General features: G+C 59.9%; 21 protein-coding genes. All 21 read right to left on the bottom strand.

Going from position 1 to position 20,864, the window contains the following annotated elements; genetic code table 11:
* Positions 1-27 precede the first annotated feature (27 nt).
* The 21 genes from fliN to EPZ47_RS07960 all read right to left on the bottom strand — a co-directional run bounded on the left by fliN (position 28) and on the right by EPZ47_RS07960 (position 20,793).
* Positions 28-486 (bottom strand): flagellar motor switch protein FliN, encoded by a 459-nt coding sequence (gene fliN / locus EPZ47_RS08060; protein ID WP_003199107.1) that lies wholly within the window; start codon positions 484-486, stop codon positions 28-30.
* Positions 487-558: 72 nt separating this feature from the next.
* Entirely contained in the window at positions 559-1,527 is a 969-nt protein-coding gene (gene fliM, locus EPZ47_RS08055; protein WP_135844300.1) for a flagellar motor switch protein FliM, read from the bottom strand.
* A gap of 9 nt (positions 1,528-1,536) precedes the next feature.
* Positions 1,537-2,040, bottom strand: coding sequence for a flagellar basal body-associated protein FliL (gene fliL / locus EPZ47_RS08050; RefSeq protein WP_135844299.1), 504 nt, complete (start codon positions 2,038-2,040; stop codon positions 1,537-1,539).
* Between the two features lie 220 nt (positions 2,041-2,260).
* A complete protein-coding gene (locus EPZ47_RS08045; protein WP_135844298.1) occupies positions 2,261-3,631 on the bottom strand; it encodes a flagellar hook-length control protein FliK in 1,371 nt (456 codons plus the stop codon).
* Positions 3,632-3,719: 88 nt separating this feature from the next.
* Positions 3,720-4,064, bottom strand: coding sequence for an Hpt domain-containing protein (locus tag EPZ47_RS08040; RefSeq protein ID WP_135844297.1), 345 nt, complete (start codon positions 4,062-4,064; stop codon positions 3,720-3,722).
* Positions 4,065-4,095: 31 nt separating this feature from the next.
* Positions 4,096-5,799, bottom strand: a complete 1,704-nt coding sequence (locus EPZ47_RS08035; RefSeq protein ID WP_135844296.1) for an ATP-binding SpoIIE family protein phosphatase — start codon at positions 5,797-5,799, stop codon at positions 4,096-4,098.
* Between the two features lie 5 nt (positions 5,800-5,804).
* On the bottom strand, positions 5,805-6,110 hold the full coding sequence (locus tag EPZ47_RS08030) for an STAS domain-containing protein (protein WP_135844295.1): 306 nt from the start codon (positions 6,108-6,110) through the stop codon (positions 5,805-5,807).
* 104 nt (positions 6,111-6,214) lie between these two features.
* The gene (gene fliJ, locus EPZ47_RS08025; RefSeq protein ID WP_135844294.1) at positions 6,215-6,664 is read right to left on the bottom strand and encodes a flagellar export protein FliJ; all 450 of its coding nucleotides are present in this window, start codon (positions 6,662-6,664) and stop codon (positions 6,215-6,217) included.
* Positions 6,665-6,670: 6 nt separating this feature from the next.
* Positions 6,671-8,029: a flagellar protein export ATPase FliI gene (gene fliI / locus EPZ47_RS08020; RefSeq protein WP_135844293.1), complete on the bottom strand. Its 1,359-nt coding sequence runs from the start codon at positions 8,027-8,029 to the stop codon at positions 6,671-6,673.
* A complete protein-coding gene (gene fliH / locus EPZ47_RS08015) occupies positions 8,019-8,852 on the bottom strand; it encodes a flagellar assembly protein FliH (RefSeq protein WP_135844292.1) in 834 nt (277 codons plus the stop codon). The genes fliI and fliH overlap by 11 nt, the downstream gene beginning before the upstream one ends.
* Positions 8,853-8,859: 7 nt before the next feature.
* Entirely contained in the window at positions 8,860-9,879 is a 1,020-nt protein-coding gene (gene fliG, locus EPZ47_RS08010) for a flagellar motor switch protein FliG (RefSeq protein ID WP_003184041.1), read from the bottom strand.
* On the bottom strand, positions 9,872-11,656 hold the full coding sequence (fliF, locus tag EPZ47_RS08005; RefSeq protein WP_135844291.1) for a flagellar basal-body MS-ring/collar protein FliF: 1,785 nt from the start codon (positions 11,654-11,656) through the stop codon (positions 9,872-9,874). Before fliF ends, fliG begins: the two co-directional genes overlap by 8 nt.
* A gap of 15 nt (positions 11,657-11,671) precedes the next feature.
* Entirely contained in the window at positions 11,672-11,998 is a 327-nt protein-coding gene (fliE, locus tag EPZ47_RS08000) for a flagellar hook-basal body complex protein FliE (protein ID WP_003199082.1), read from the bottom strand.
* 216 nt (positions 11,999-12,214) lie between these two features.
* Positions 12,215-13,603, bottom strand: coding sequence for a sigma-54-dependent response regulator transcription factor FleR (gene fleR / locus EPZ47_RS07995; RefSeq protein WP_135844290.1), 1,389 nt, complete (start codon positions 13,601-13,603; stop codon positions 12,215-12,217).
* A gap of 5 nt (positions 13,604-13,608) precedes the next feature.
* Positions 13,609-14,799 (bottom strand): sensor histidine kinase, encoded by a 1,191-nt coding sequence (locus tag EPZ47_RS07990; RefSeq protein ID WP_178084300.1) that lies wholly within the window; start codon positions 14,797-14,799, stop codon positions 13,609-13,611.
* Positions 14,800-14,926: 127 nt separating this feature from the next.
* Positions 14,927-16,402, bottom strand: a complete 1,476-nt coding sequence (locus EPZ47_RS07985) for a sigma-54 dependent transcriptional regulator (RefSeq protein WP_135844288.1) — start codon at positions 16,400-16,402, stop codon at positions 14,927-14,929.
* A 169-nt stretch (positions 16,403-16,571) separates the two neighbouring features.
* The gene (gene fliT / locus EPZ47_RS07980; protein ID WP_135844287.1) at positions 16,572-16,868 is read right to left on the bottom strand and encodes a flagellar protein FliT; all 297 of its coding nucleotides are present in this window, start codon (positions 16,866-16,868) and stop codon (positions 16,572-16,574) included.
* 24 nt (positions 16,869-16,892) lie between these two features.
* Positions 16,893-17,297: a flagellar export chaperone FliS gene (gene fliS, locus EPZ47_RS07975; RefSeq protein WP_135844286.1), complete on the bottom strand. Its 405-nt coding sequence runs from the start codon at positions 17,295-17,297 to the stop codon at positions 16,893-16,895.
* A 152-nt stretch (positions 17,298-17,449) separates the two neighbouring features.
* Entirely contained in the window at positions 17,450-18,835 is a 1,386-nt protein-coding gene (gene fliD / locus EPZ47_RS07970) for a flagellar filament capping protein FliD (RefSeq protein WP_135844285.1), read from the bottom strand.
* Positions 18,836-18,916: 81 nt separating this feature from the next.
* The gene (locus EPZ47_RS07965; RefSeq protein ID WP_135844284.1) at positions 18,917-19,273 is read right to left on the bottom strand and encodes a flagellar protein FlaG; all 357 of its coding nucleotides are present in this window, start codon (positions 19,271-19,273) and stop codon (positions 18,917-18,919) included.
* Positions 19,274-19,347: 74 nt separating this feature from the next.
* Positions 19,348-20,793 carry a flagellin N-terminal helical domain-containing protein gene (locus EPZ47_RS07960; protein WP_135844283.1) on the bottom strand — a complete coding sequence of 482 codons (1,446 nt, stop codon included), beginning with the start codon at positions 20,791-20,793 and terminating at the stop codon, positions 19,348-19,350.
* Positions 20,794-20,864: the final 71 nt, after the last annotated feature.

The raw sequence follows: 20,864 nt of genomic DNA, 5'->3' as shown, positions 1-20,864 counted from the left end.
CAAGGCTGCGGCGAAGAAACTTTTCACTCAGCGCAACTTCTTGATGCGTTCGCTCGGGCTGATCACGTCCGTCAGGCGGATGCCGAACTTCTCGTTGACCACCACTACTTCGCCGTGGGCGATCAGGGTGCCGTTGACCAACACGTCCAGTGGCTCACCGGCCAGGCGATCCAGCTCGATCACCGACCCCTGGTTGAGCTGTAGCAGGTTGCGAATGTTGATGTCGGTGCTGCCCACTTCCATGGAAATCGACACTGGGATATCAAGGATCACATCCAGGTTCGGTCCATCGAGCGTTACCGGCTCATGACTCTTCGGCACGCTGCCAAACTCTTCCATCTGCAGGCGACTGGACGCATGAGCGCCGGTATCCGCCGCCAGCAAGGCGTCGATGTCGGCCTGCCCGGCGTCGCCGGTTTCTTCCAGGGCCGCAGCCCATTCGTCGGCCAGCGCCTGGTCATCCTGGGTATTCATATCGTCAGCCATCATTTGTCCTCGGCGGGCAAAAATCAGTTAAAAACGCAAAATCCGTTACATACTTAAAGAAATCGACACCGCTCAGCGGCGTTCGATCGGCTCGATCACCTGCAACGCCAGGTTGCCTTTGTGAGAGCCCATCTTGACCTTGAAGGCCGGTACGCCATTGGCGCGCATGATCATGTCTTCGGGCATTTCAACGGGGATGATGTCCCCCGGCTGCATGTGCAGGATGTCCCGCAGGCGCAGCTGGCGCCGGGCGACCGTCGCGCCGATCGGCACGTCGACATCCAGTACGTCCTGGCGCAAAGCATTGATCCAGCGCTCGTCCTGATCGTCGAGGTCCGACTGGAAACCGGCGTCGAGCATTTCGCGCACCGGCTCGATCATCGAGTACGGCATGGTCACGTGCAGGTCGCCACCACCACCGTCGAGTTCAATGTGAAAGGTCGAGACCACAATGGCTTCGCTCGGGCCGACGATGTTGGCCATGGCCGGGTTCACTTCCGAGTTGATGTACTCGAAGTTCACTTCCATGATCGCCTGCCAGGCCTCCTTCAGATCGACGAAGGCCTGCTCCAGCACCATGCGCACCACCCGCAACTCGGTTGGGGTGAACTCCCGCCCTTCGATCTTGGCGTGACGACCATCGCCACCGAAAAAGTTGTCCACCAGCTTGAACACCAGCTTGGCGTCGAGGATGAACAGCGCGGTACCGCGCAACGGCTTGATCTTCACCAGGTTGAGGCTGGTGGGCACATACAGCGAGTGTACGTATTCACCGAACTTCATCACCTGCACGCCACCGACAGCCACGTCGGCCGAGCGGCGCAGCATGTTGAACATGCTGATGCGGGTGTATCGGGCAAAACGCTCGTTGATCATTTCCAGGGTCGGCATGCGTCCGCGAACGATGCGATCCTGGCTGGTCAGGTCGTAGCTTTTGACGCTGCCCGGTTCAGCAGCGTTATCGGTCTGCACCAGGCCATCGTCGACACCATGCAACAGCGCATCGATCTCGTCCTGGGACAACAGGTCCTGCACGGCCATGTCGTGTTCCTACTGCAATACGAAGTTAGTGAAGAGCAACTGTTCGATCACCACTTTGCCGAGCTCTTTCTGAGCCACTTCCTGCACGCTGGCCGTGGCTTTCTGACGCAGCATTTCCTGGCCGACGGGCGTGGCCAGGGTGTCGAAGCTCTGTCCGGAGAACAGCATCACCAGGTTATTGCGGATCATGGGCATGTGCACCCGCAGCGCCTCCAGGTCGGCCTGGTTGCGTCCCAACAGGGTGATGCTGACCTGCATGTAGCGTTGGCGACCGTTCTGGGTGTAGTTGGCCACGAAGGCCGGCGCCATCGGTTCGAAAATCGCCGGCTGCTTACCCACCGGCGCAGCTTCGACCGCTACCGCTGGCTTACTCTGAGCGCTGTGCATGAAATACCAGGTCGCCCCCACGGACACACCGATCGCCAGGAGCAAACCCACCACGATCAAGATGATCAGCTTGAGTTTGCCTTTGGTTGCAGGGTCTTTTACAGCTGCCGCTTCACTCTTCGCCATGCCAATAATCCGTCACTAATCGGGGTTTTCACTGTTGCACGGCAAGGCTGGAGCAAGTGTTATGCCAGAAGAGGAAGGACGAGGTCAGATGCAATCTCTAGAACGCCATAAACCAATGTGGGAGCGGGCTTGCTCGCGAAGACGGTGTGTCAGTAATACTGTCGACTGACACACCGTCTTCGCGAGCAAGCCCTCTCCCACAGGAGGGGACATCATTGGATCAGGCGTAGAAGTCGACCGCGCTGGTGCCAATGACGGCGGCGGTACTGGTCGCCACTTCAGCGATGCTGGCCGGCAGGTTTTCATCCACCGAATCCACACGCCCACCACTCGATGTAGCACGACCGGCCTGGGCCTGCTGCTGCGCCTGCTGATCCGGGTTCTGCGAGCCACGCGACTGATCAGACACGTTGACGTCGACCTGCCCCATGCCCTGCTGGGCAAAACTGTCCCGCAGGCGATGCATCTGGCCCTCCAGGGCTTCGCGAACACCGGCATGGGCGCTCATGAACGTGACCTGGGTCTGCTGGTCCGGAACCATGTTCACCCGGATGTCCAGGCGGCCAAGTTCAGCGGGGTGCAACTGGATGTCAGCCGCCTTGAGATTGACGCTGGACAGGTACATCACCCGGTTGACCACCTCTTCGGTCCAACCGCTCTGATTCATCGCGATAGGTTGGTTGACCGGCACCGCGTTGGCGGTTTTTGGCGTAGCAGCCTGGGTCAATGCCGCCAGGCGATTGGCGAAATCGTCCACACGGGTGTCACTGGAGGCGGTGGTGAGGTCCTTGAGACCCTCGCTGATCAAGCCGCTGAACGCTTTATCGCCGCCCTGGCTGCCGAGGTCGGTGCTGTTCTGATCGGCTTGTACCGTGAGCATGCTCGCCATACCGGCGGCGAAGGTCTGGGCCGAAGTCGGCTCACCGTCAAGTGATGCCGACGCGGCTGTTTTGGACTGCGCCTGGCTGGAAGCGGAAACGTGACCGCTCTGCTCCATCGCCAAGCGCAACGCCGGCAATGCGTCGAGCGGATCGGCCTGCGGGTCGAAACCTGGATCGACTACGGGGGCCGGGGCAGGCGTCAGCGAAGCGACCGGAGCTGCCGCCCCGGCCACGACCTGGCTGTCGGGCGTGGCCACCACCGGTACCGGTGCCGGCTCAGGAGTAGCGACCGGTGCAACCATGTCAGGCAACAACGCAGGATCAACTGTCGGATCGACAGGCGCCTCAGCTACCGGGGTTTCAGCTGTGTCACCGCCGTCGCCGCTGTCGTCGCTGGCTGTCTTGTCGTCGGCAGCGGCAGGTTTGTCGGCGGGCAAGGGTTTGCCGCTATCGGCAACCGTCGGTTCCGGAGCGGCAGCGGCTTCGTTGCCGTCGTCCTTCTTGACGCTGTTGTCGGAATTCTTGTCGCGCACCGGCTTCACCGCTGGCTCAGGGGCCGCCGACGATTTGGCGGGGGCCTGTTGGGCGAAGACCTGCGCGAAGTTGGAGGCTTTATTCCCGAAGTCCGGGGCCGCTGCCGGTGAATTGACGGTGGCCTGGGGCTTGGCCTGGGCAGTGGCCTGAAGCAGTGTATTGGGCGTGACGGGCATAAAAAGATCTCCGCTGCACTGGAATCATAGGTACAGTCAAGAGATGACAATGCAAGGGGCGGGCCAACGTCGGCACAGCGATCAGCTCTCAGCAGTGGAAGCCTTCGCGCTCTTCCCTGCAAAGATTGCGAACATGGGCAAACTCACTCTCGATTTCACTGACCAGTTTCTCGATACCGCCCAATGATGGCTGCTTGGCCCGCAGTTCCAACTCTGCGCATAGCTCGGCCAAGCGGATGGCGCCCATATTACTGCTGCTGCCCTTGAAGCTGTGGGCCGTGGCGCTCAGCTTTTCAGCGTCCCGAGCTTCATGCAGCACGCGCAGGCGTGCTTCGGAATCGTTGAGAAAAGTATCCAGTAGCTCCAGATACCCGTCCTCCATGACTTCCTTCAACGTGCTGAGCACGTCGCGGTCCAGATGAATCTCACTCACTTGTTCGCTCCCTGATCAAGAATGGCGCCGATTATGCCGGAGCCTCCCAGAAAAACTCCACGCGCGCACTACGACCATCGTCGGACCAGCAGGCCTGATGGCCCAACTGGCGCACCAGACTCACGCCGCGTCCGGACAACCGATCACTGTCCAGCGGCCACGCCAGCACCCGGGCAACATCGAAACCCTCGCCGCTGTCTTCGACTTCGATGACCAGGCGGCCACCGTCGCCATGGGGCGTGACGTGCAAGTGCACCCGCACGTGACCATCACTCAGTTCCTCCAGGCGCGTATTGCGCTCCCTATAGTACCGGGCAAAACCCGCCGCATCACGCTTGAGGCTCGAGTCGAGCCCCAGCACGCCATGATCCAGGGCATTGGAGTAAAGCTCCGACATGACGCTGTACAGGGCACCACTCTGTGCCCTGAGCCCATGAACCTCAAGCAGCAACTGCAACAAGTACGGCATGGGATTGAATCGCCTGAGCGTCTGCGCTCGAAACTCGAAGCTCACCGACCAGTCCAGCGGACTGGACTGCCCACTATCGGAATAGACCGGCGGCGGCGGATTGAGTTGCCCTGGCGCGACCAGACACACTTCCACCATGCTGAAGTCATCCCGGGACTCACCACGAAAGTCTCGTAGCGCCTGTTGAATATCTTCGAACAGACGGTCAGGTTCACGGTTGGCCGCGAACACCTGCTGCAATCCTTCAACGCCAAACGGCTGGTCGTTTACGTCACTGGTCTCGATGACACCGTCGGACAACAGGAATACCCGGTCCCCCAGTGTCATCGGGTGCACTTCAGTACGATCATCGAATAACTGAGGCGTGAGCACACCCAACGGCAAGTGTCGTGCCGGCAGTGGCGTGCGTGCGCCACTGAGGCTGTCATGCAGATAGCCATCGGGCATGCCGCCGTTCCAGATTTCCACCGTGCAACGCTCGAAACTCAGGCACAACAGCGTCGCGCAACAGAACATATCCACCGGCAGGATGCGCTTGAGCTTGGCATTCATCTCCCGCAGGATCTGCGCCAGGCCGTAGCCTTTGGCGGTCATCCCATAGAACACTTCCGCCAGCGGCATCGCGCCAACCGCCGCCGGCAGACCGTGCCCGGTGAAATCTCCCAGCAGGATGTGCATGTCGCCGGCCGGGTTGAATGCGGCCAGCAGCAGATCACCGTTGAACAAGGCATAGGGCGATTGCAGGTAACGGATGTTCGGTGCATTCAGGCAGCCGGAATGGGCGATTTTGTCGAACACGGCCTTGGCGACGCGCTGTTCGTTGAGCAGGTAGTTATGGTGTCGGGCGATCTGGTCACGCTGCTCCAGCACGGTGGCCTGCAACCGACGCAAGCGGTCCATGGCCTTGATCTTGGCAGCCAGGATCACCTGGTTATAAGGTTTGGCCAGGAAATCGTCACCGCCAGCCTCCAGACAACGGGCCAAGCCTTCGCTTTCGGTCAGGGAGGTCAGGAAAATGATAGGGACCAGTTGCTCACCGGCCAATTGCTTGATCTGCTGCGCGGCTTCGAAACCATCCATCACCGGCATCATGGCGTCCATCAGCACCAGTTGCGGACGCTGCTGGCGATAAACCTCAACCGCTTCGGCACCGTCAGCGGCAGTCAGGACCTGATGACCCTGGCGACGAACAATAGTTGACAACAGGAGGCGATCGGCGGCGCTGTCCTCGGCAATAAGAACGGTTAGCGACTCCGACGATTGCATGATGATCAACTGATGTCGAACAGCTTGTCGAAGTTGGAAATCGCGAGGATTTTCTTGACGTCAATGCTGCTGTTGACAACACGGATATCGGAACTGTCGCCGCCGGCATGGTCGCGCAACAGCAAGAGCATGCCCAGCGCGGAGCTGTCCAGATAGGTGGCCTCTTTCAAATCCACCACAATGGATTCAGGCTTCCTGTCGAGCTTTTCGTAGGACTCACGAAATTCCTGATGCCGCCCGAAATCGAAACGCCCCTTGATCGAAATTGTCAGCTTCTGCCCATCGGGGGATATAGCGGTACTGACTGTCATAAATCGGCTTCCTTGTCATGGACGAACGTATACAAGGTTTAGCATCTGGTAGAGGTCTGAGCAAGGTTTTTGGTCGCTTACCAGACAATATCCCGGCGCCATCATCAATACGAATCCTGACGCGGCAGGCGCTGGGACAACTCATCCAACAACTTCTGTTCGCGCTTGTCTTCCAAACGCCGCGCTTCATCGATATAGCGCTGCACCAATTTGCGCAGCCCTTCGACCCGGGCGAAGGCCTCTTGCCAACTCTGGCGGGCCTTTTCCAGGTTGTTCTGGTGCCAGACGAGGCTCTGGCGCTGCTGGTCGATAGCGGTGCCCAATTGCGCAAGAAACCCTTGGTAACCCAGCAGCCATTGCCCGGAAACCCCGTGGCTGCCGCGAGCGATCCACTGTTCCTGATATTCGAGGCGAAAATTCTCGAGGTCCGCCAGCTTGCTTTCGGCGACGGCCACTTGGCCCTGAAAATAGGCCAGCCGCTGGACCGCGGTTTTCTCGGCCTTTTCCGCCATGTCCACCACCGGCGCCAGGCGCGCCGCACGACTCGTGGCCATGGCCGGTTACGTGCCTGCGACCGGGGTAAAAATGCTTTGCAGGTGCGCTTCACTGGCGCCCATGCCGATGTTGTCGTTCAAGCCCTGGCGCAGGTAAACGGCCATGGCCGGATAAAGATTGATGGCGGTGTCGGTCTCACGGTCGCCGCCGGGCACGTAAGCGCCGACGCTGATCAGGTCGCGGCTTTGCTGATAGCGCGACCAGTATTGCTTGAACTGTTGGGCACGCTTCATGTGTTCGGCACTGATGACCGACGGCATGACCCGGCTGATGGACGCCTCGATGTCGATGGCCGGGTAATGCCCTTCTTCGGCCAGGCGCCTGGACAGCACAATGTGCCCGTCGAGCACGCCCCGTGCGGAGTCGGCAATGGGGTCTTGTTGGTCGTCGCCTTCCGACAGCACGGTATAGAACGCCGTGATTGAGCCGCCGCCCTTTTCCGCGTTACCGGCGCGCTCCACCAGTTTCGGCAGCTTGGCAAACACCGACGGCGGATAACCCTTGGTCGCCGGAGGCTCGCCAATGGCCAGGGCGATTTCCCGTTGGGCCTGGGCGAAACGAGTGAGCGAATCCATCAGCAACAGGACGTTCTTGCCCTTGTCGCGAAAATACTCGGCGATGCGTGTGCAGTACATGGCGGCCCGCAGCCGCATCAGTGGAGCATCGTCCGCTGGCGAGGCCACTACGACCGAACGCTTGAGCCCTTCTTCGCCCAGGATGTGCTCGATGAACTCCTTCACCTCGCGGCCCCGCTCGCCGATCAGCCCCACCACGATGATGTCGGCTTCAGTGAATCGGGTCATCATGCCCAGCAGCACACTCTTGCCCACCCCGGTACCGGCGAACAGGCCAAGACGTTGGCCGCGCCCAACCGTCAATAAACCGTTGATGCAACGGATGCCCACGTCCAGCGGCACGCTGATGGGGTCGCGCTTGAGGGGGTTGATCGTCGGGCCGTCCATCGGCACCCAGTCTTCAGCCTTCATCCCGCCCTTGCCGTCCAAGGCACGTCCGGCCCCGTCCAGCACGCGCCCAAGCATGCCCATGCCCATGGGCAGTCGGCCGGTGTCGGCCAGGGGCACCACGCGCGCACCAGGGGCGATGCCGGCCACACTGCCCACCGGCATCAGAAAGACCTTGCTGCCGGAAAAACCCATGACTTCGGCTTCGACTTGCACCGGGTGATAGCTGTCGTCGTTGATCACCATGCAGCGACTGCCCATGGCGGCACGCAAGCCTTCAGCTTCCAGCGTCAGGCCGACCATGCGCAGCAGGCGCCCTTCCAGGATCGGCTGGCCGGCCAGTTCGGTGGCCTCGGCGTAGCTGCCCAGGCGCTTGCCGAAGCTGGTTCGCTCAAGGCGCATCGTGGCCGTCCGGCTCAGAAACAATTGATTGGGCGCCATCCAGATCGATACTGGTGGCGACCTTGGGCTCGTCCGGTAACTCCAGGCTCAAATCACTGGCCGCCGGGTGCAGGGCCTGTTCGTGCAGTTGATCGAACAGTTTGGCCATGACCTGGCTGATGCGGGTTTCAACCGTTGCATCGATACGGCTGTGCTCGGTTTCCACACGGCAACCACCGGGCAGCAACGAAGCATCTTCCACGATGCGCCAGGTTTCTTCATGACGCTCGCGCAAGGCTTTGACCAGCTCGAAATCCTGGGGGTTGATGTACAGCCGCACATTGCCCACGCCCAGCGGCAATAGCTTGAGGGCTTCACGCATGACGTGTTCGATCTGGTTCGAATCAATCGCCAGTTCGCGCTGGATCACCTGTTTGGTGATGTGTTGCACCAGGTCCACCAGTGATTTCTCGATCTGGGTGTCCTGCTCGGCGATGGGATTGAACAGGTTGAGCATCAGCGATTCCAACGCCCGCAGCTTGGCCGTCAGCGCCACATCGGCTTCCTGACGAACCTTGAGGGTGGTGCTGTGGAAACCTTCCTTCTCGCCGACCGCGAAGCCTTCGTTATAAGCCTCCTGGCGAATGCTTTCGACTTCTTCGAGGGTCAGTGGCTGGACCTCTTCCAGTGGCACTTCCTCAATTTCTTCCTGCAACTCCTCCACAGGCTCCGGCTCAGGCTCGGGCACGTGGGGGTCGAAGCTGGGCAGCGACCAGACGTCGAAACCACCGACGTCCCGGGCGCGGATCAGGTCGCTGGGTGAATCATCACTCTTGGCAGACATAACGACCTTAGATCATCTCTTCGCCGCCCTTGCCACCGAGAACGATCTCTCCGGCTTCGGCCATACGGCGGGCGATGGTGAGGATTTCCTTCTGTGCGGTTTCCACATCGCTGACGCGCACCGGGCCTTTGGCCTCGAGGTCGTCGCGCAACAGTTCGGCCGCTCGTTTGGACATGTTCTTGAAGATCTTCTCCTTGACGCCTTCGTCCGACCCCTTGAGGGCCAGCACCAACACATCGGAGGACACTTCGCGCAACAGTGCCTGAATACCGCGGTCGTCGACATCGGACAGGTTGTTGAACACGAACATGAGGTCTTCGATCTGACCGGACAAGTCTTCGTCGACTTCGCGGATCGAATCCATCAACTGACCTTCGATCGAACTGTCGAGGAAGTTCATGATGTCCGCCGCACGCTTGATACCACCCAGGGTGGTGCGCGAGGCGTTGGAATTGCCCGAGAACTGCTTCTCGAGGATCTGGTTCAATTCTTTCAGGGCCGCTGGCTGCACGGTGTTGAGCGACGACACCCGCAAAATGATGTCCAGGCGCACTTTATGGTCGAAGTTGCCCAACACTTCACCGGCCTGGTCCGGATCGAGATAAGCCACCACGATCGCCTGGATCTGCGGGTGCTCGTAACGGATCACGTCGGCAACGGCACGCGGCTCCATCCACTTGAGGCTGTCCAGGCCGCTGGTATTGCCACCCAGCAGGATACGGTCGATGAGGCCGTTGGCCTTGTCCTCGCCCAGGGCCTGGGTAAGCATCTTGCGCACGTAGTCATCGGAACCGACGCCCAGGCTGGTCTGATCGCCGACGATGTCGACGAACTCGCTCATGACCTGTTCGACCTGCTCACGGTGCACGTTGCCCATCTGCGCCATGGCCACGCCCACCCGCTGGACCTCCTTGGGCCCCATGTGGCGCAGCACTTGGGCGGCATCGGTCGAACCCAGGGACAGCAACAAAATCGCGGCTTTGTCGACCCGGGACAATTTGGCAACAGCGGCTCGATTATCACTCATCTGCGTTAATCCACTCTTTCACGACCTGGGCCACACGACCCGGGTCTTCTGCCACCAGACTCTTGATGGCGTTCAACTGAGCGTCATAGCCTTCGCTCGGGCTTGGCAGCAGAATGCTCTGCGGCCCGCCGAGGCTGACGCGATCGTTGGCCAATTCGCCATCCAGGCCGCCCATGCCTCCCAGCTCTACATCACCCAAGCCCGCCAACTGCTTGTTCTTGCCGCCACCGGTAATGTTGTTGAGCACCGGACGCAGCACGCCAAACACCAGTATCAGGATGAACAGCACACCCAATACTTGCTTGACCACATCCCAGAACCAGGGTTGCGAATAAAACGGAATTTCGGCGACCACTTCACCGCGCTCCGAGGAGAACGGCACGTTGATCACGCTGACGCTGTCGCCACGGCTGGCATCGAAACCCACGGCGTCCTGCACCAGTCGGGTGAAGCGCGCCAATTCGTCAGTGGTCCACGGCGCTCGACTGGTTTCGCCGTTGGCCGGATTGACCTTGACCTGATCGTCCACCACCACGGCCACCGACAGGCGATTCAAACGGCCCTGCTGTTGCTTGGTGTGACTGATGGAACGGTCAAGCTCGAAGTTCTTGGTCGATTGTTGACGCTTGTCGGCCGGATACGGCGCCAGCATCGGCTGGCCGGTGGCCGGGTCCATGATCTGCTGGCCATTGGCATCGATCAGCGGCTGGCCTGGCTGCACCATGCCGGCGGCCGCGGTGGCACCACCAGTGGTTTGCGGCGCGCTGGCCGGCGACGGTGGCTGGTTGCTCAGGGCACCCGGCACACCTTGCGGGCCATTACTGGCGGTACGCTGCTCGTTCACCGACTGCTCGCTGCGCAACGCCGGTTGATCCGGATTGAACTGCTCGGAGGTCGACTCGACGGCACTGAAGTCCACATCAGCCGAGACTTCGGCCTTGTAGCGATCGTTACCCAGGATCGGTTGCAGGATGTTATGCACCCGCTGGGTCAGCATCCCCTCCATGCGACGACTGTAATCGAACTGCTTGCCGGCCATGGTCAGTTCGGAGTTTTCCGCCTGATCAGACAACAGGTTGCCTTTCTGGTCGACCACTGTGATCTGTGATTTGCTCAGCTCTGGGACGCTGGTCGCCACCAGATTGACGATGGCAAGCACCTGGCCTGGCTCCAGGGAGCGGCCCGAATACAGCTCAACCAGTACCGAAGCACTCGGTTTGCGCTCATCGCGCACAAACACCGAGCTTTTCGGAATTGCCAGGTGCACGCGAGCGCCCTTGACGTTGTTCAAGCTGGAAATGGTGCGCGCCAACTCGCCTTCCAGGCCGCGACGATAACGGGTCGCCTCCATGAACTGGCTGGTACCCAGGCCCTGGTCCTTGTCGAGAATCTCAAAACCGATGTTGCCATCGGTGGGCGTCACGCCAGCGGCCGCAAGCTTGAGGCGCGCGCGGGCGACGTCGTCGGCCTTGACCAGCAACGCCCCGGAATTGGGTTCAACGGTATAAGGAATGTCGGCGGAAGCCAGGGTTTCCATGACTTGCTTGGCGTCCATGCCCTCCAGGCTGCCGTACAGCGGACGGTAGTCCGGCTGCTGGGACCACAGCACCACGGCAAAACCAATCGCCACGCTGGCAGCCAGGCCGACCAACAGGCCAACCTGACGCAACATGGTCATCTCGGAGAGGTTTTCCAGGAAGGACAAACCGAACAGCGGCGGTTTGCCGTCTATCGGAGTGGCCTTGGCCGGAACGTTATCAGCGGCTGCTTCTGCCATGACTCAATAGTTTCCTTAGACCGGCATCTGCATGATGTCTTGGTAGGCTTGAACCAGTTTGTTGCGAACCTGGGTCAACGCCTGAAACGAGACACTGGCTTTCTGCGAGGAGATCATGACATCCGTCAGGTCGACGCCGCTTTTGCCAATCTCGAAAGCACTGGCCAGTTGGTTCGACGCCTGCTGGGTATCGTTCACTTTATTGACGGCTTGACCGAGCATGTCGGAAAAGCTGCTGCCACCCACTTGGGGGACCGCGACCGACTTCGGCTGGGCCATGGCGTCCATCTGCATGGCGCGCATGTCCAGCATCAACCGATTAAATTCAATACCTTGGCTCATGGTCTACTCTCTCTGGCGGCCCGCATTTTTTTGACACTTACTCAACGGGTAAACAGGTGTTAGCAACAAGGGTGCCAGCTCCATGGCGACAGGAAACAAATGCATGTGGGAGCGGGCTTGCTCGCGAAAGCGGTGGTTCAGTCAATGCAACGGTGACTGGCAAATCGCTTTCGCGAGCAAGCCCGCTCCCACGAGGGAATATTCGGCGCACATCACTCAACTGGCGAACAGGTAGGCCTCGACATCCATTCCAGCATCACGCATCTGCGCCAACTTGTAGCGCAGGGTGCGCGGACTGATCCCCAGGCGCTCGGCCGCCTCCTTGCGACGACCGCGCTCGGCGCGCAGGGTATCGATGATCATCTGGAATTCGCGACGACGCAGGTCGTCCCCCAAAGCGCCAGCCGATTCGCCCTCTACCTCCACCGGCGGCACGAACGCCGTGACCGGTGACAGTACCGGCAATGGCGCACAGGCCACTGGCCCGGCCAGGCAGAAATCCTCAGGCTGGATCAAGCCACCTTGCTGCAGGATCAACGCCCGCTGAATGGCGTTATCCAACTCCCGCACGTTGCCGGGCCAGGGATAGGCGATCAGACAGGCCTGGGCCTCGGCCGAAAGTCTGGCGGCCGCGTGCTTCATTTTATTGACGTGCTTGGTCAGCAGGCGCTCGGCCAGCGGCAGAATATCGGCGGTGCGCTCGCGCAGCGGACGCCAAGCCAGCGGGAAGACCGACAAGCGATAGTAAAGGTCTTCGCGAAAACGCCCCGCCGCCACTTCGCCGGCCAGGTCGCGGTTGGTGGTCGCCACTACGCGAATGTCCAGACTGATGGGCTTGCGCGCACCGACCCGTTCCACTTCCCGCTCTTGCAACACCCGCAACAGCTTGGCCTGCAGCCCCAGGGGCATTTCGGAAATTTCATCGAGCAGAATGGTGCCGCCATCGGCTTGCTCGAACTTGCCGGCCTGGGCCGCAATGGCGCCGGTGAACGAACCCTTTTCGTGCCCGAACAACGTCGCCTCGAGCATGTTGTCGGGAATCGCGGCGCAGTTGATGGCAATGAACGGTTCACTGGCGCGGCGGGATTGCTGGTGAATGTAGCGCGCCAGCACCTCCTTGCCGGTGCCGGACTCGCCAGAAATCAATACCGTCGAATCACTGCGAGCCACCCGCGCCGCCAATTCCAGCAACTGCGCGCTGGCCGGCTCGAACGCCACCGGCCCCTCACCATCAACGGCCGGACTGCCTTGGGCATGGCGAGCCACCAAGTCCAACAGCGCCTTGGGCTCGAACGGCTTGACCAGATAATCCGCCGCCCCTTGCCGCATGGCATCCACCGCACGCTCGACGGCACCATGGGCAGTCATCAGCAACACGGGCAATTGAGGCTGGCGGGCACGCAACAGGCTGAGCAATTGATGGCCGTCCATGCCCGGCATATTGACGTCACTGACCACCAGGCTGAAGGCTTCCCGGGCCACGGCCAGCAATGCCTCTTCCGCCGAACCGACGGCAGCGTAATCGTGCCCGGCCAGTATCAATGTATCGGCCAGCGCTTCACGCAGGGCCCGGTCATCCTCAACCAGCAACACCTTGATCGCCATGATCTTTACTCCACACCCGGCGCACAGGAAAACAGCGGCAAGAGCACCAGCGCACAGGTGCCGCGTCCCAGCCGCGAGCGCAACTGCAATTCTCCCTGATGCGCACGGGCCACGGCCTTGACCACGGTCAGGCCCAGGCCCGTGCCGGTGGTCTTGGTGGTGAAGAACGGCTCACCCAGGCGCGTCAGCACAGCCGGCTCGATCCCACTGCCACTGTCGCTGACACACAGGCGCAGGGTGTTGTCGCGGGTATACAAGTGCACCTTCAGGCGAACATTACCGTCGCTGGCCTGGATTGCGTTTTCGATGAGGTTCAACACCGCCCCCACCAAAGTGTCGCGGTTACACAACACTTCACCGGCATGGCTGTCGCACTGCCAGCGGATCGGAAAATCCTGCACATGGGTCAACGCCGCTGCCTGCAACGATTGCAGCAGGGCCTTGGGGGTTACGCGGTCGGTCAACGGCAGTTCGCCACGGGCGAATACCAACATATCGCGCACTTGATGCTCCAGCTCGTGCAGGCGCTCCTTGAGACGCCCGGCGAACCGCTGCTGGGTTTCCATAGGCAATGGCTGCTCGGCCAGATGACTGGCGTACAAAAGCGCGGCAGACAGTGGCGTGCGAATCTGGTGAGCCAGCGACGCGACCATTCGCCCCAGGGAGGACAGACGCTCATGACGGGCCAACTGATCTTGCAGGTGACGGGTTTCAGTCAGATCGTTGAGCAACACCAGTTGCCCCGGCTCGGCATCCAGCGAACGCGTCGAGATGGACAGGCGCCGACCATCCTTGAGCGACACTTCATGGCCGTCGTCTTCACGGGGAGCAAAGCAGCGGGCGATGACATGCCGCCACAATTCACCTTCCAGTGGCAGGCCAAGCAACTCGCAGGCAGCCGGGTTGGCTTCGCGCACGCGGCCGTGGGCATCGATGACAATCACGCCACCGGGCAACAGGTCGAGAAGATTTTGCAGGCGATTAGCCAGGCGTTCTTTTTCCGCCAGTTCCTGCATGCGCTGGGCGCTGACCACCGCCAGTTCACCCTTGAGCTCGGTGACCCGGGCTTCGAGCAAGCTGTAGGAATCGGTCAACTGGCTGGACATCTGATTAAACAGCGAAAATGCCTGTTCAAGTCCAAGCCGGCTTGCCTGCTCGGCGGATGGCATGAGCCCCGACTCGGGGACAGGGGACATCTGGGCGGCTTGGGTCATCGTGTCTCTCGCTTGGCTGACCGTCAGTTAAACGGAACGTTGCGAGGGCTGTAGCAATACCCGTGCCGAAAAAAAACCGCCTGAAAATCAGGCGGTTGTAAAACAGGCGTCAATCATCCGCCTGTTCATCTCCTTCGCGACGGCTCATGCCGTACTTGCGCATCTTTTCCACCAGGGTGGTGCGCCGGATACGCAGGCGCTCCGCGGCACGGGCGACAATCCCGTTGGCGTCGTCCAAAGCCTGCTGGATAAGCCCTTGTTCCAGGCCACCCAGATAATCCTTGAGGTCCAGGCCTTCGGGCGGCAGCAAGGCATTGGCGGTGAAGTCCGGCGTATGGCCGTTTATGGCCACCCGCTCTTCCAGATCGCTGCGCAGGCTGTCGACCATCTGCTCGTCTTCGTCATCGACGTAGCGGAATTTCTTCGGCAACTCGGTCACGCCGATCACCCCGTACGGATGCATGATCGCCATGCGCTCCACCAGGTTGGCCAGCTCCCGGACGTTGCCCGGCCAGCCATGGCGGCACAGGGACATGATCGCCGCCGAGTTGAAGCGGATCGAACCGCGCTTTTCGTGCTCCATGCGTGAAATCAGTTCGTTCATCAACAGCGGGATGTCTTCGACCCGCTCACGCAGTGGCGCCATTTCGATTGGGAATACGTTGAGGCGGTAATAGAGGTCTTCGCGGAAGCTGCCGATCTCGATCATGCTCTCGAGGTTCTTGTGGGTCGCGGCAATGATCCGCACATCGACGCTCTGGGTCTTGTTGCTGCCCACGCGCTCGAACGTACGCTCCTGCAGGACCCGCAGCAGCTTGACCTGCATCGGCAACGGCATGTCGCCGATTTCATCGAGAAACAGCGTGCCGCCGTTGGCGAGCTCAAAACGCCCGGCCCGGCTGGTGATCGCGCCAGTGAAGGCGCCCTTCTCGTGGCCGAACAGTTCACTTTCCAGCAACTCGGCCGGGATCGCGCCACAGTTGACCGGTACGAACGGCGCTTCGCGGCGCTTGGAGTGGTAATGCAGATTGCGCGCGACCACTTCCTTGCCGGTGCCCGACTCGCCAAGAATCAACACGCTGGCGTCGGTGTCGGCCACCTGCTGCATCATCTGGCGCACGTGCTGGATCGCCCGGCTGGTGCCGACAAGGCTGCGGAAAAGATTGGGTTCACGATGCCTGCCGCGCTCGCGGGCCTGGTCGTACATCTCGCGATAAACCTGGGCGCGGTGCAGCGAATCCAGCAACTTGCTGTAACTGGGCGGCATTTCGAGCGTGGACAGAACCCGGCGACGCTGGTCTTCAGGCAAGTCAAGGGAAGAATTTTCGCCCATTAACAAAACCGGAAGGAACTCATCCCAGGTCGAGAGTGTCTTTAGCAAGCCCAAAAGAGTCGCGGGCGCATTAACGGTCCCAATCAGGACACAAATGACTTCGCGACTGGACGACAAAGAGCCGACGGCCTGCTGCCAGTCATGGCTTCCGCAGGGTAAATTTTCTTCGCCAAGAAAATTCAGGATCACCGCCAGATCACGGCGGCGGACGCTATCGTCATCGATCAGGAGAATTTTGGTTTCACGCCACATGCAATAGCAACTTCCCTAGTCAACTCAATGCCCGGAATTTGGGGGCAAGCTAGACGCTTGCAGACTTGTCATGCCTGTAGACGCCTTAAATCTGTAAACAGCTACTAGTTAAGTCAAAAAACCGTGCACAGTCAAATTTATGGCGCACCGCATTCGGATTAACTGAGCATTAACCGAATAGATGGTAAACCTTTGCCGCATTCTGTGCTTGTTGGATCTGCGACATCTCGTCGACAATTGCCTGACGCTCCCCTGTCGCCGCCTCCAGCAATTGCCGATAGACCCCCAGCAATTGCTCAAGATTCATCCGCAACGCTGCCTCATCCACCTGGGACTCGCTCAGAACGTCTTCCATGCAGGAACGGCACGTCATGTCCAATTGACTGATCGCCTCCCAGTTACGCTCGGCCAGGGCATCGACCAGGGCATCCCGGGTTTGTTCGATTCGCTGCAGTGCTTGACTCATTACGGCATCCTCAGACCTACCGGCCTATTGATTGGCAGTCGCATGATCGGCAATTGCATCCCACCCACTTTTCAGGGTGCTGAGCAAACCCGAGACTTCGTCGATGATCGCGGCATCATTATTGCGGTTGGCTTCCATCAGGCGCGTCATCATGTAGGCATACAAATTGTCGAGCTGTTGGAGCGACGCCGGATCTTCGGTCTTTTCCGGGTTCAGACCGTCCCGCAGGCCGATGATGATGTCGACAGCCTTGCCCAGCATCAACCCCTTGAGTGCGATGTCACCACGCTCCATGGCGCCCTTGCCCTGGGCCATGCGGTCCAGCCCACCCTCCATCAACATTTGCACCAGGCGATGGGGATTGGCTTCAGATATCTGGGCATGGGAATTGACCTTCTGATACTGGCGAAGGGCTCTCATGGGATTCATGTTTCTACCTCGTAGCAGACAACAAGTGAAAAAGGATTGCTCTGACTATTATGTCGACTGAGCGGTACATAACTTTAGCGTTTACCACCCTCAATGAAAAAACCCAGGCGCTGTCATGACAGCCCACCTGGGTCTTTTGCAGCCGATCTGAATCAGTCGTCTTCTGACGATTTATTCAGCGCATTGAGCGTGGCCATGATGCTGTCACCCTGCGCTCGCAGCTTGGCAACCAGGGAGTCCATGGCCGTGTACTTGGCCGACAGGCTGGTTTGCAGGCTGGCCATCCGCGCATCCAGGGTGTCCTGCTGCTTTTTCAAATCGGTCAGGCTTTCACTCAGACTGGCCGAGCGTGCGGCAAAAACACCGGTCTTGCTCACCGCAAAACTGTCAGTGGCAGACTTCATGCGCGCCAGCAAACCGTTATCGCCGGCGAAGATACCATTGATATCGGCCGCATTGGTCAATGCCGCGGCATCAAACAGCTTGTCGTTGACCGACAGCAGGCCGGTTTTCTGGTCGGTCTGGACGCCGAACTGGGAAAGCGCTTTCAACTGGCCGGTACCCGACATTGCGTTCAGCTCAGTACGCACCGCCGACAACATCGAACGCAACGAGGCATCGCCAGTCAGCGCACCGGACGTCACGGTACCGTCAGCACTGGTCGTGACTTGCGTCTCGGCGTTGGCAGCCTTGATCAGGGCGTTGTAGGTATCGACAAACCCCTTGACCGACGACTTCAAGGTCGCACTGCTGGCCGCGACCGTGATGGTGGTCGGCGTTGCGGTACCGCCGGACGGAACCACGGAAGCCCCCACCAGCTTGAGGGTCACACCACTCACAGCATCGGCGATGGTGTTGGTCTTGGACTCCATTGCCAGCCCATCAAGTTTGTACAGGGCATTCTGCGGTGCAGCCAGGACCGAAGTCCCGGTTTCCAAACCCGAATCCCCCGTCAAGGTCAGGTCAGAACCGACACCGGTGGTGGTCGACGTCAGCACCATTCGCGAGCCATTGGCATCGGTCAGGATGTTGGCACTCAAGCCCTGGTTGGCATACTGAGAGTTGATCGAATCGCGGACCTGCTGCAACGTCGCGCCAGCAGGAACGCTGACGGCGAACGTGTTGGTACCCTGCTTGATGTTCAGGGTGGTCGCCGAAGCACCGGCATTGACCACCGAAGAAGCGCCGCCAGCAAAGACCTTGGTCGAGATCTTCGACGCGGTGGCCAACTGAGTGACCGTCAGCGCAAAACTGCCGGCTGCCGCGCCGTTCCCCGCAGTCACGGTAGCGACTTTTTCGTCAGCCGAGGAACCGCTCAAGCCGCTGAAGCTGGAGGCGGTTTTCATGTTGTCCAACGCGCCACGAAAAGCATCCAGCGCCGCCTGGATTTTGCCGATAGACGACAGCGAGGTAGTCGCTTTCAGCGTTTGGTTGTTGATCTGCGTCTGCTTCGGTGCCCTTTCAGCGGCTACCAAAGATGCCACGATCGACTGAGTATCGATATTCGAACCAATACCGCTAACCGTTGTACCTGCCATCATCTCTCTCCTTATCCAGTGGCTGTCGCTTTCTTGACCACGAGCGCCTTAAACAGCGACAACAACAAAATTCATGCCAGCTCAGACCCTGTCGTTGAACAACAAGTTGCTGGCGTCCGACAGGCTTTGCGCCAGTTTTAGTGCGGCTTCCGAAGGGATCTGGCGAATCACGTTACCGGTTTCGGTAGCGATGACTTTTACCACGACCCGACCGCTGGAATCATCAATGGAAAAATCCAGTTTGCGCTGGGCAGCCTGGACGAACTCCTGAATATCGGTTACAGCCTTTTCCAGATCCTCGCGCTTGGGCTCGGGCTCGGGGGCCAATGACGCAACAGCTTCAGCTTTGGGCAGGTCCGGGTTGCCGGTAACCACCGGTTTTACGCTCTGAGGCGCAACAGCCGGATAAGACAGGTTCAACTTCACGCTCATGTCCATGCTAAATCTCCTCATCACGGAAAAGACGAAAGGGCACGTAAACGCGCCCTTCCGTCAGTCACCAAGCGCCGGGATTACTGAAGCAGCTTCAGTACAGCGTTTGGCAGCTGGTTAGCCTGAGACAGGATCGCAGTGGAAGCCTGTTGCAGGGTTTGTTGCTTGGTCAGCTGAGCGGTTTCCGACGCGAAGTCAACGTCCTGGACCACACCACGAGCAGCGGTGGAGTTGTCCGAGATGCTGCGCAGGTTAGCCACGGTGCTGTCGAAACGGTTTTGTACAGCACCGAGGTCAGCACGCTGGGAGTCGATGTTGGCAATGGCCTGGGTGATCACGTCAACAGCGTTTTGCGCGTTGGCGGCAGTGGTCACGTCAGTGTTGCTAACCACGGTTTTGGTCGAGCTGACGGTAGTACCGGCGGCTACGAACAGACCGGTTGCACCAGCGCCGTTCATCGAGTAGCTGTTGGTGGAGTTCAGGGAAACGGCACCAGTCACCTGCAGAGCAGCGGCGGTAGCAGCAACACCTGCACCGTAGGTACCTGCACCGTCTTTGGCAGCGACAGTGATACCAGCCTGAGCACTGGCGTCAGCACCGGCGAAGATGATGTTCTCACCCGTGTCGGATTTGATTTCCAGGTTGTTGGTGGTGGCGTTGAAGTTAACGCTGATGCCCAGTTTGGCGGCGTTGGACTTCAGTTGGTCAGCCAGGCCAGCAGTGTCGGTTACGCCGACGAGGTTGACCGCAGTGCCCGAACCTACCTGGATGCTGAAGTTCGCAGTACCTGGAAGAGCACCAGTGATGTTTGCGGTGTTCACGCCGAAACGTACTTCAGTGCTGGCGGTAGCCGACAGGCCGCCGACTGCGCCGTTCAGTTGGGCAGCGGTAGTCTTGGCGGACTGACCGGCGGCAATGTTGACGGTAGCAGTTTGGCCACCGCCGGTGACAGCGATCGCACCAGCGCCAACACCGGTAGCGTTTGGCGCGATGGCCACGCTTTTCAGCTGCTGGGAGCCGATGTTGTTGGCCGACACGTCGCCCAGGCTCATGTTGATGGTTTCGTTGGCGTTGGCGCCCACTTGGAAAGCAGTGGTACCGAACGAACCGTCGAGGATCTTGCGACCACCGAAGGTAGTGGTGGTAGCGATACGGCTCAGCTCGGCAGTCAGAGCGGCGTATTCGGAGTTGTTCGACTTACGGTCATCGGCGCTTGGCGAGCCGTTAGCGGAAGCCAGGGCCAGGGTACGCATTTTCTGCAGGATGTTGGTGGATTCTTGCATCGCACCTTCAGCAGTTTGTGCGATCGAGATACCGTCACCGGCGTTCTTGATGGCAGTCTGCAGGCCGTTGATCTGGCTGGTCAGACGGTTGGAGATCTGCAGGCCGGCCGCATCGTCTTTAGCGCTGTTGATACGCAGGCCGGAAGACAGGCGTTGCATCGAAGTCTGCAGCGCGTTCGAAGCGTTGGTCAGGTTCTTCTGTACGTTCAGAGATGCCTGGTTGGTGTTTACTGTTAAAGCCATGACGAAATCCTCGTTGGATGGATACTGCGGCTTCCGGCCCTGACATCCGTCGGGTGTGGCCTAGAGAACCT

Source organism: Pseudomonas viciae (genome assembly GCF_004786035.1).
Taxonomy (GTDB): Bacteria; Pseudomonadota; Gammaproteobacteria; order Pseudomonadales; family Pseudomonadaceae; genus Aquipseudomonas; species Aquipseudomonas viciae.
Note: the sequence above shows the minus strand (reverse complement) of the source record. Positions and strands in the feature narration are given on the sequence as shown.